Below are 10824 nucleotides of genomic sequence, written 5' to 3' on the forward strand. Positions count from 1 at the left end.
GGGTGGGAGCGGGCACGGGGGACCTCCTGGGCTGGACGGGGAGCGGGCGGTCCACATCGTGGCCCATGCCCGGGTGCGGGGCTCCCCGGGCGGCGCGGGCGTCAGCGCCCGACCGCACCCGCCGTCCGCCGGCTGCTCACGCTCGTGGCCCGGCGCTGACGCCCAGGCGTCGCGCCGCCTGCACGAAGGAGGCCGTGGACAGCTTCGCGTTCACGTTCTGCACGTGCTTGTTGAGGGTGGCCACGGACACCCCCAGCCTGCGCGCCACCACCCGGCGGGACTCGCCTCCGATGAGCGCGGCGATCACCTCCTGCTCGCGGGCGCTGACCGGCCGCACGTCCGCGGCGGCTCCCGCCCGGGCGGGGGAGCGCGCGAGCTCCGCTCCGCCGGCGGCCAGGACCGCGGCGACCTCCTCGAGGCGCCGGTGCACCTGCGCCGAGCGCACCAGCGCCGTGTCGGCCGCCACCAGCGCGCGCCAGGCGCGCTCCACGCGCTCGCGCTCGGCCTGGGAGTAGGCGACCGCGCCGCGCCCCAGCGCCACCGAGTGCAGCGCGCCGTCGCGCGGGGGCAGCGGCATCGCCAGCTGCTCGGTGATGCCCCACGTGCTGCGGATGTGGTGGAAGCTCCAGCTGCGCCGCCAGCGGTCGAAGACGTCGTCCGGTGTCAGCACGCCCGTCCAGCCGCCCAGCAGGTGCAGGCGCAGCAGCGGGTGGGCCTCGGCGTGGGCGACGGAGGCCCGGGCCATCGCCTGCTGGTGGGTCGGGTCGGGCCACAGGCGCACCTCGGCCCGGCTGCGGTCGGTGGCCAGCACGTGGAAGGAGACGACCTCGGCGCCGCTCAGGGCCAGCAGGCACGCCGCGACGGCTTCGCGGGGCAGCTCGGCGCGGTCGGCGCCCACCGCTTCCAGGAGCACGCCCTGCAGGTCCACCAGGGCCCGCTGCTGCCGCTGCGCCACGACGTCCCCCTCCCGGCCGCACGAGCGTGGGAGGAGAAGTCAACTACCGCCCGCCCCGGACGGCTACGCACTATTGCGCGTGGCCGGGGGTGCGCGGCCGCGAGCACGCTGTGGACGGCCCCGATCGGGTGGTCACCACGCGGTCGAGGCCGGCCGTGCACCGGCAGCGCACCAGCGCCGGCGCCGGTCCTGCGGCCCGGGCGCTCCCGCGCCGCGAGGAACCCGACGAGGAGGAACCATGCCCGCTGCACGCTACCGGGTCACGATCAACGGCTTCTGGTGCCACAACGAGACCTGGGACGACGCCTTCAACTGGGACGGCAAGCACGACGAGGTCGTCCTCGCCGTCAACGTCCGCGACGTCGACGCCGACGGCCAGACCCTGCGCACACCGCTGGACTCGGAGAGCGAACTGCTCGGCGACACCCACCACCTGCCCAACCGCGTCAAGGCGGGGTCGGCATCGCCGGCCGGCGGCATCGTCAGCGGCGACAAGTTCCCCACCCCGCGCCCGTGGCAGCGTTCCGCGGGGGAGCTGAACACCAGCCGCGTCCCTCCCTACGTCGTCTGGGAGGGTGACCTGCCGCCGGGGGAACGCATGGTCCTGCTGACGCCCACCGTCTGGGAGTGGGACCCCGGGGCGGGTTTCTGGGACGGCTGGCTCGAGTGGCAGGTCGCTGTCGACGCCACCTACGGCCAGCGGGCCAAGGAGGTGTTCGGCGGGATCTGGCCGGTGGCCAAGCCCGTCTTCGACGCCGTCTCCCTGGGCATCCAGACGGTGGGCACGCTCGCCGGGCTGTGGTCGCCGCTGGGGAAGTCGATGCGGCGACCCGTCGGCCTGCAGCGCAACCCCGACGACCCGGACGGGTTCCTCTTCAACCCCGTGACGATCGCCCTCAACAGCGACAGCGCCGAGTTCTTGATCGCCGACGACCCGCAGGGTTTCGGGAAGGGGATCGTCGGCATCCGCTACGTCGACGACCCCTACCTGCGCGGCGTCTACTCCCTCTTCCTGCAGGTCGAGCGGGTCGGGGCCGCACCCGCGTCGCAGGTGCCCCTGCAGTCGGACTGGCGCTGGTGCAGCAGGTGCCAGGGACTGTTCTGGGGCGGCGGGCAGCCGGCCTCCGTCTGCCCCGAGGGCGGAGCCCACGCCCCGCAGCCGCAGAGCGGCAGCGGCGACTACAGCCTGCCGCACGGCGCTCCGCCCGACGCCGGGCGTCAGGCGGGGTGGCGCTGGTGCGACCGCTGCCAGGGGCTGTACTACGGGCCCGCGGTCGCCGACTCGACCTGCCCGGCCGGCGGCACCCACGCACCCGCCGCGACCTCCGGCAGCGGCGACTACGCCCTGGCGATCAACGCCGCACCCGCGGCGGGCTCGCAGTCGGGCTGGCGCTGGTGCAGCAGGTGCCAGGGCCTGTTCTGGGGCGGTGGGCAGGCCGGGTCCACCTGCCCCGAGGGAGGACCGCACGCGTCACCGGGGGAGAGTCGCAGCGGCGACTACAGCCTCCTCCACGTCCCCGCGGGGACGTGAGCGCGGCGCACCGCCGACCGGCCGGGTGCCCGGCCGCCCGGTCGGCCGCCCGGTCGGCCGCCCGGCCGGCTGCCCGTCCAGCTGCCCGTCCAGCTGCCCGGTCAGCTCGGCGGCCGGGACCGGCCGCGACCAGTGGTAGCCCTGCGCCAGTTCGCAGCCCAGCGCGCGCAGCACCCGCGCGTCCTCGGCGCTCTCCACGCCCTCGGCGACCGTCTCCAGCCCCAGGGCCTCGGCCAGGCCGACGATGGTGCGCACCAGGGCGGTGTCCTCCCCGCGGCTCATCGCCTGCACGAAGGAGCGGTCCACCTTCAGCACGTCCACCGGCAGCTGGCGCAGGTACGACAGCGAGGAGTACCCGGTGCCGAAGTCGTCGACGGCGATGCGCACGCCGTGCTCGCGCAGGCGCGCCAGCACCTGGCGCGCCTGCTCGCCCTCGCGCACCAGCACCGTCTCGGTGATCTCCAGCACCAGCGCCTGCGCGGGCAGGTCGTTCTCGCGCAGGACGTCCAGGACCTCGGCGACGAGGGCGGGGCGCAGCTGCGCCACCGACAGGTTCACCGCCACCGTCAGCTGCGCGTGCCCGTCGGCGTGCCAGCGGGCGGCCTGCGCGCAGGCCTGGCGCAGCACCCAGCTGCCCAGCGCCTCGATCGCCCCGCTGGCCTCGGCCAGGGCGATGAAGCGGTCCGGGAAGAGCAGGCCGCGCTCGGGGTGCTGCCAGCGCACCAGCGCCTCCACGCCCGTGGTGCACCCGTCCGCCAGCCGCACCGTCGGCTGGTAGTGCAGCACCAGCTGACCCGCCGTCGCCGCGCACGCCAGGTCCGCCTCCAGCTCCAGGCGTTCGGTGCGCGCCTGGTGCATCGAGCGCTCGAAGAGGGCCACCGTCGGCTCCTGGGCCGGGCGCGGAGCGCTCTTGGCCGCGTACATGGCGGTGTCGGCGTCGCGCAGCAGCGTCTCGGCGGTGCTGCCCTCGTGGCCGGGGACGGCGACGCCGATGCTGCAGCCCACGTGCAGCGATCGGCCCTCGTGCTCCACGGGCAGCCGCAGCCGCGCCAGCAGCCGTTCGGCCACGAGGACGGCGCCCTGCACGTCGCTGCCCTGCAGCACCACGGCGAACTCGTCCCCGCCCAGGCGGGCGGCGGTGTCCTCCGGGCGCAGCTGCTCGCGCACCCGCTGCGCGCAGGCCTGCAGCACCGCGTCGCCGGCGGCGTGGCCGTAGCGGTCGTTGACGGCCTTGAACCCGTCCAGGTCCAGGAACAGCAGCGCCGGCGGTGCGCCGGGGCCGGCGCCGCGCACGGCCTGCTCCAGCCGGTCCAGGAACAGCGCGCGGTTGGGCAGGCGCGTCAGCTGGTCGTAGAAGGACTCCCGCAGGCTGCGCGCGGTGTAGGCGTCGTTGAGCGCCACGCTGGCGTGCTCGGTGAAGGTGGTCAGCAGGTGCCGGGCGCCCGGGGCCGCGGGCACCGGCGGCGCCTGGTCGTCGATGAGCACGAGGGCGCCGACGACCCGCTCGTGGGCGCGCACCGGCGCCGCCCGCCAGCGGCACCCCTCGTGCGCCCCGGCCACCTCCGCGTCCGCCGCGACCGCCTCAGCGGCGTGCGCCTCCAGCTGCGGGCACGCGCCGGTGCCGGTGCCGGCTCCGCCGCCGGTCCCGTACGCGCGCACCTCCAGGCGGGCGGGGTGCAGCGGGTTCTCCAGCACCACCGCCACCGCCTGACCGCCGAGCACCCGCTGGGCGCCCTCGCACAGCAGGTCCAGCACCTCCTCCAGGGGGCGGCGGTGCGAGATGGCCCGCTGCAGGGTCAGCAGGGTGCTCAGCACGAGCTCGCGCTCCTGCAGCGTGCGCAGCAGCTGCTCGCGCTCGGCGGCCAGCCGTTCGCCGTGCTCGCGCTGCTCGCGCTCCCGGCTCAGCGCCTGCGCGGCCTGCACCGCCTGGCCCAGCAGCCGGCCCACGCCCAGCACCAGCAGGCGCTCGGTGGCCTCGAACGGCTCCTCGGCGCGCGCGACGACCAGCCGCGCCGGGGTGAGCGGGTGCGGCACCTCGGCGTGCAGCACGTGCGCGCCCGCGAGGTTCGGCAGGTCCACCGCGTGCGCGCCGGCGTGCGTGGCGGCCTCCGCGGCCGCGGTCAGCGCCGCCACGACCTCCCGGTCCCCGGCGCCCAGGCCGACCCCGGCCAGCACCCGCTGCCCCTGCAGGACGGCCACCACCTCGCTGTCCAGCTGGTCGGCGGTCCACTGCACCGCGCACTCGCCCATCGCCCGCGCCCCGCCGGCGTGGGCCAGGGCCATGAGCAGCTCGACCAGCTGCAGCCCCTGCTGCCCGAGCGCCTCCTGCTCGGCCCCGCTCACCCCGTCCACCCCCCTGCGTCCACGTCGCTCGTCCACGTCGCTCGTCCACGTCCCTCGTCCACGTCCCCCGCCCACGTGGCTCATCCACGTCCCTGCGTCCGCGGCGGGCGCTCACAGCGCCAGGGCCACGACGGTCTGGTTGTGGCAGCCCGCCGCACCGGAGACGCGGGCGATCTCACCGCAGCTGTAGTTCAGGACCACCTCGGGGCCCGCGGCGGCGCTCAGCGCGGCGCGCGCCTCGCCCAGGCGCCCCTCGTGGCTGAGCAGTTCCCGGCGCGCGATGCAGCTGAAGACGACCATGCCCGCCACCTCGGCGCCGCCCAGACCGGCGACGGCGTCCGCGCAGGCCCCCACCGCCCCGGCGAGCATGTCCTCCTGGCCACCGCTCATCACCGAGACCAGGCTGCCCGGCGGGACCTCGGAGACGAACTCCAGGGAGCGCGCGGCCACGTCCATGCCGACCACCGTGCGCACCTCCTCGCGGCGCCGGCGCACCAGCGCCAGCGGGTGCGCGAAACCCAGCGGAGCCAGCGCGGCGGCGTCCACCCCGTCCTCGGCCCGCACGCCCAGGCGCTCCAGGTAGGCGTCCAGGGCCGGGCGGCCGTCCAGGCCGCGCACCAGCAGACCGTCGGAGTCGGTGACGACCATCGGCTCGCCCGTGCGGGCCAGCCCGTGCCCGGTGCCCACGCCCACCGGGCGGTCGGTGTCCAGGCGCACCGCGACCAGCCCGTTCTCGACGACCTCGCGCCCGTGCAGCTGCCAGGTGACCCGGCGCGCCATGTCGCCGTCGGAGCCGCCGCCGACCAGCGGCACGGCGGGGCCCAGCACGGAGTAGGCGCCGCGCACCACGGCCTGCTGCTGCCCGTCGGTGCCGGTGGGCAGCAGCAGCACGGTGGAGTGCGCGCGTCCGGCGTTCCCGCAGGCGGTGACGGCCTCCACCCCGCGCGCGTGCGGGTCGGCGGCGGTGCTCGCCCCGGTGCCCACGCTCACGCCGGGACCGCCGACGGCGGTGACGACCACGTCGGCGGCCTGCTGGCCGCCGCGGGCGAAGACCGTGCCGGTGCTGGTGCCCACGACCGCCGCGCCGCCGGCGGCGGCGTGGGCGCCGGCGGCCACGGCGCCCAGGTCCAGGTCCCAGCGCGCCATGACGAGCACCAGCGCCGCCGGCCGCCCGGCGCGGGCCTCTGCCACGGCGCGGGCCGTGGCGGCGGCGACGTCGTCCTGCGCGCGGGCCACGCCCACGGACACCCAGCGGTCTGCGTTCACCCCCAGCAGATCGGCGTCCCGGTGCCGCAGGTTGACCGGGTACCGGTGCTGCACCCGGACGGGTCAACGGCCGCCGCGGCCGGTCCGCCGCTCACGCGGTGCGGAGCAGCCCCCGCGCGGCCAGGTCCTCCCAGAGCTGCTCGGGGACGGCCCCGGCGTGCAGGGCCGCGTCGCGCACCACCTCCTGCGGGCTGCGCATCCCCAGCGTGACGTCGACGACGGCGGGGTGGCGCAGCGGGAAGGCGACGGCCGCCGCCGGCAGCGTCGTGCCGTGCTCGGCGCACACCGCGGCCAGTGCGCGGGCGCGGGCGATCAGGTGCTCCGGCGCCTGCGCGTAGTCCCAGGTGGCGTCGTCGGGCACCTGCTCGCGGGCGAGCAGACCGGAGTTGAAGACGCCCACGGCCACCACCGCGCGGCCCAGCTCGAGCGCGGCCGGCAGCACGTCGTCCAGCGCACCCTGCTCCAGCAGGGTGTAGCGGCCGGCCAGCATGACGAGGTCGACGTCGGTCTCGCGCAGGAACCGCGCGAGCATCGCCGACCGGTTCATGCCGACGCCGACGGCGCCGACCACCCCCTGCTCGCGCAGCTCGACGAGCGCGGGCACCGCCTCCCCGGCGGCCTGCTCCCAGTGCTCGTCGGGGTCGTGGACGTAGACGACGTCGAGGCGGTCCAGCCCGGTGCGCCGCAGCGTCGCCTCGATCGAGCGCAGCACGCCGTCGCGGCCGTAGTCGCGCTCGCGGGCCAGGTCGCCGGGCACGTCGAAACCCTCGTCGTCGCGCGGCAGCGGCGGGGTGCGCTCCACCAGCAGGCGCCCCACCTTGGAGGAGACCACGAACTCCCCGCGCGGGCGCTCGCGCAGCGCGGCGCCCAGGCGCCGCTCCGACAGGCCCAGGCCGTAGTGCGGTGCGGTGTCGAAGTACCTGATCCCCGCGTCCCAGGCGGCGTCGACGGCGGCGCGGGCCGTGGTGTCGTCGACGGCGCGGTAGAGGTTGCCGATGGCGGCGGCCCCGAAGCCCAGGGTGCTCAGGTGCACGCCGGTGGAGCGCACCCGCCGCCTCGGCAGCACACCGGGGATCGCGCCGGTGGTCGCGCCGGAGCTCGCGCCGGGGACCGCGCTCACCGGGCTCCTCCGGGCGCGCTGGGCGGCAGGACGAGGCTGTGCGCGCCGCCGTCCACCTGCAGCACGCTGCCGGTGGTGGCGCCGGCCAGCGGGCTGGCGAGGTGGCAAACGGCGTGGGCGACCTGCTCGGCGCCGACCAGGCGCCCGGTGGGCTGGCGCGCCCGCAGCGCCTCCAGCGCCGCGTCCGGGTCGTCGGCGGCGGCCAGCAGCCGGCGCACCCACGGGGTGTCGGCGGTCCCGGGGGCGACGGCGTTGACGCGCACGCCCTCGCGGGCCAGGTCTGCGGCCATCGCCAGCACCAGCGCGTGCAGCGCGCCCTTGCTGGCGTTGTACGCGGCGCGCTGCACCAGGCCGGTCCAGCCGCCGATGGAACCGGTGCACACGACCGCGGCCGGGCTCGGCGCACCGGCCGCCGCGGCGGCGGCCGCGGAGGCGCGCAGGTGCGGCAGGGCGGCGCGCACGAGGCGGGCGGTGCCGACGACGTTCACGTCGAGCACCCGGTGCCACTCCTCGTCGTCGACGTCCTCCACGGTGCCGACGGAACCGACGCCGGCGTTGGAGACGACGACGTCCAGGCCGCCGAGCAGGTCCACCGCGCGGGCGACCGCGGCGCGCACGGAGGCGTCGTCGCCGACGTCGCACGCCACCTCGGCGACGCCCTCCTCGGCCTGCTCCAGCGGGCGCACGTCCAGCGAGGCGACGGCGGCGCCGCGCTCGCGCAGGGCGCGGGCGGTGGCCCGCCCGATGCCGCTGGCGCCGCCGGTGACCACGGCTCGCACGCCCGCGAACTCCCGCCCGGGGTCCACCCCTCCCGCGCCGCTCACCGGACCGCCGTCCCCGCTGCGGAGTCCGCCGCCGACACGCCCTGCACGCCCACGGTGAGCAGGAGGTTGGCGTACTGGCGCACGTCGCCGGTGACGACGACGACGGCCAGGTCCCCGCTCCTGGCGACCTCGTAGAAGTCGTGCCGCTGCAGGGCGCTCACGCAGACCCCGCCCAGCCGGGCCAGGCGCGCGCGGTGGCCGGCGACGGCGGCGGGCTCCGCGCCGTCTGGCGGGACCATGACGGCCGCGGCCTCCACGGGCAGCGCGTCGAGCAGGACGTCGAGCACCGCGGAGGTGTCGAGCAGCCCGGGGGCCAGGTTCAGGTGCACGCGCTCGGCGTTCGGGCCGACGGCGGTGGTGGCGGGGTAGTGCCCGTCGCACAGCAGCACCGTCGCGCCGTGACCGGCGGCGCCGAGGGCGGCCAGCAGCGGCGGGTGGATCAGGCGTCCGGCGATCACGCGGTCTCCAGGGTCGTCGGGGTTCTGGGGCTTCCCGGGCTCCTGGGGGTTCCCGGGGTGGTCGTGGGTGCGGGGGCCAGCGCGTACGCGGCGCGCGCCGTCCCCCCGAACAGGGCCTCGCGCTCAGGGGCCGTCAGCGCGCCGGCGAGGCCGGCCACCGCGTCCGCCCAGCCGCGCCAGTCGGTGGTGAGCAGGCAGACCGGCCAGTCGGAGCCGAAGGCGAGGCGGTGCGGGCCGAAGGCCTCCAGCAGCACCTCCCACGCGCGCAGCAGGTCCGCCGGCTCCCAGCCGGCGGGGCCGACCTCGCTGAGCAGGCCGGACACCTTGCACACCGAACCCTCGACGGCGGCCAGCTCGCGCACCTGCGCCGCCCAGGTGGCCAGCGCCCCCGGCGCCGCGCCGCGGCGCAGGTCCGGTTTGCCGGCGTGGTCGAGGACGACCCGCAACCCGGGCACGCGCCGCACGGCGGCGGTCGCGGCGGCGCGCTGGGGAGCGCGCACGAGCAGGTCGAAGGCCAGTCCCTCCGCGGCCACGGCGCGCAGGCCGCGCCGGACGTCCTCGCGCAGCGACCAGCCGGGGTCCGGCTCGTCCTGCACGAGGTGGCGCACGCCCACCAGCAGGTGCCCACCCGGCCCGGAGCGCAGCTCGTCGAGCTGGGCGAGGACGTCGCCGGTCAGGTCGACCCAGCCGACGACACCGGCCAGCAGGGCGTCGGCGGCGGCGGTGGCGAGCAGGCGGCGGGTCTCGTCGAGGCGCGCCACCGACTGCACGACGACGGCGGCGCCGAGCCGCCGCCCGGCCACGCCCCCGGCCGCCGCCGTACGCAGGTCCTCGGGCCCGAAGCGGCGGCGCAGCACCTCGTGGCCCGCGGTGCGCAGCCAGTCCTGACCGGGGTCGGCGGGGTCCCACAGGTGGTGGTGGGCGTCCACGGGCCCCGCCGCGGGTTCCGCCGCGGGCCCGGCCGCGCGCCCGGGGGAGGGTGCCTGCGGTTCAGCGGGCGGCACGTGCCCTCCACTGCGGGCCGTCGGGGAAGCGGTAGTCGGCGATCGAGGCGGCGTGCATCTGCCCGCCGCCGCCGGGGGCCAGCGGGGCGCGGTAGCGACCGCCCTCCAGCCGGACCGGCGTCACGAAGTGCTCGTGCAGGTGGTCCACGTGCTCGACCACGCGGTCCTCCCACGTCCCGGAGACGGCGACGAAGTCGAACATCGACAGGTGCTGCACCATCTCGCACAACCCCACCCCGCCGGCGTGCGGGCACACCGGGACGCCGTGGTGGGCGGCCATCAGCAGGATCGCGAGGTTCTCGTTGACGCCGGCGACGCGGGCGGCGTCGATCTGCACGACGTCGACGGCGCCGAGCTGCAGCAGCTGCTTGAAGACGACGCGGTTGGCCACGTGCTCGCCGGTGGCCACCTTCACCGGGTGCACGGCGCGGCGGATGCTCGCGTGCCCGAGCACGTCGTCGGGGCTGGTGGGTTCCTCGATCCAGTACGGGTCGTAGGGCGCCAGCGCGTGCACCCACGCCACCGCCTGGCCCACGTCCCAGCGCTGGTTGGCGTCCACCGCGATGCGCACGTCCTCGCCGACGGCGGCGCGAGCGACCTTCATGCGCCGCACGTCGTCGGTCAGGTCGGCGCCGACCTTCAGCTTGATCTGGGTGAAGCCGTCGGCGACGGCCTCGCGGGCCAGCCGCTCCAGCTTGTCGTCGGAGTAGCCCAGCCAGCCCGGGGTCGTGGTGTAGGCGGGGTAGCCGAGCTCGAGCAGCCGCGCCTCGCGCTCGGCGCGCCCCGGCTGCGCCCGGCGCAGCAGGGCCAGGGCCTCGGCGCGGGTCATCGCGTCGGTCAGCCAGCGGAAGTCGACGAGGTCGAGCAGCTCCTCGGGGTCCAGGTGCGCCAGGTGCTGCCACAACGGCTGCCCGGCGCGCTTGGCGCGCAGGTCCCAGGCGGCGTTGAGGACCGCGCCGACGGCCATCTGCACGACGCCCTTCTCCGGTCCCAGCCAGCGCAGCTGCGGTTCGTGGACCATCTCCCGGGAGAAGGCGCCGAGGTCGTCGAGCACCTCCTGCACGCGGCGGCCCACCACCCAGGGTTCCAGCGCCCGGATCGCGGCGGCCTGCACGTCGTTGCCGCGCCCGGTGGTGAAGGCCAGCGCGTGGCCCTCGTGCCCGTCGGGGTCGTCGGTGCGCAGGACGGCGTAGGCCGCGGAGTAGTCGGGCTCGGGGTTCATGGCGTCCGAGCCGTCCAGGTGCTCGGAGGTGGGGAAGCGCACGTCGTGGACCTCGAGCGCGGTGAAGCGGGCGGGGGAGTGCGGCACGGGTCCTCCAGGTG

At 77.0% G+C, this 10824-nt stretch carries 9 protein-coding genes; 1 reads left to right on the forward strand and 8 read right to left on the reverse strand.

The genetic code is table 11. From position 1 onward, the window contains the following. Positions 1-136: 136 nt before the first annotated feature. Entirely contained in the window at positions 137-955 is an 819-nt protein-coding gene (locus GTQ99_RS26940) for a LuxR C-terminal-related transcriptional regulator (RefSeq protein WP_166616280.1), read from the reverse strand. Positions 956-1193: 238 nt separating this feature from the next. On the opposite strand from GTQ99_RS26940, the gene GTQ99_RS13635 reads away from it, so the two are divergent. After that, positions 1194-2486, forward strand: coding sequence for a hypothetical protein (locus GTQ99_RS13635; RefSeq protein ID WP_166616281.1), 1293 nt, complete (start codon positions 1194-1196; stop codon positions 2484-2486). Here the strand turns inward: GTQ99_RS13635 and GTQ99_RS13640 are convergent. The 7 genes from GTQ99_RS13640 to GTQ99_RS13670 form a co-directional block, all read right to left on the reverse strand. After that, a complete protein-coding gene (locus tag GTQ99_RS13640; RefSeq protein ID WP_166616282.1) occupies positions 2427-4829 on the reverse strand; it encodes an EAL domain-containing protein in 2403 nt (800 codons plus the stop codon). The two genes, GTQ99_RS13635 and GTQ99_RS13640, sit on opposite strands and share 60 nt — an antisense overlap. Positions 4830-4940: 111 nt before the next feature. Then, on the reverse strand, positions 4941-6095 hold the full coding sequence (locus GTQ99_RS13645; protein ID WP_166616283.1) for an FIST N-terminal domain-containing protein: 1155 nt from the start codon (positions 6093-6095) through the stop codon (positions 4941-4943). Between the two features lie 91 nt (positions 6096-6186). Next, entirely contained in the window at positions 6187-7158 is a 972-nt protein-coding gene (locus GTQ99_RS13650; RefSeq protein ID WP_166616285.1) for an aldo/keto reductase, read from the reverse strand. 53 nt (positions 7159-7211) lie between these two features. Then, positions 7212-8039, reverse strand: coding sequence for an SDR family NAD(P)-dependent oxidoreductase (locus tag GTQ99_RS13655; RefSeq protein ID WP_338074984.1), 828 nt, complete (start codon positions 8037-8039; stop codon positions 7212-7214). Next, positions 8036-8497 carry an RbsD/FucU domain-containing protein gene (locus GTQ99_RS13660; RefSeq protein ID WP_166616284.1) on the reverse strand — a complete coding sequence of 154 codons (462 nt, stop codon included), beginning with the start codon at positions 8495-8497 and terminating at the stop codon, positions 8036-8038. The genes GTQ99_RS13655 and GTQ99_RS13660 overlap by 4 nt, the downstream gene beginning before the upstream one ends. Then, on the reverse strand, positions 8494-9501 hold the full coding sequence (locus GTQ99_RS13665; RefSeq protein WP_205707447.1) for an amidohydrolase family protein: 1008 nt from the start codon (positions 9499-9501) through the stop codon (positions 8494-8496). The genes GTQ99_RS13660 and GTQ99_RS13665 overlap by 4 nt, the downstream gene beginning before the upstream one ends. Continuing rightward, positions 9488-10810: an enolase C-terminal domain-like protein gene (locus GTQ99_RS13670; protein WP_338074985.1), complete on the reverse strand. Its 1323-nt coding sequence runs from the start codon at positions 10808-10810 to the stop codon at positions 9488-9490. The genes GTQ99_RS13665 and GTQ99_RS13670 overlap by 14 nt, the downstream gene beginning before the upstream one ends. Positions 10811-10824 lie beyond the last annotated feature (14 nt).

The organism is Kineococcus vitellinus, from assembly GCF_009906315.1.
GTDB classification, from domain to species: domain Bacteria; phylum Actinomycetota; class Actinomycetes; order Actinomycetales; family Kineococcaceae; genus Kineococcus; species Kineococcus vitellinus.

What these genes read in the sequence shown, in the direction of transcription:
- GTQ99_RS13635 (WP_166616281.1), top strand. Translation starts at nt 1,194, where the DNA reads ATGCCCGCTGCACGCTACCGGGTCACGATCAACGGCTTCTGGTGCCAC.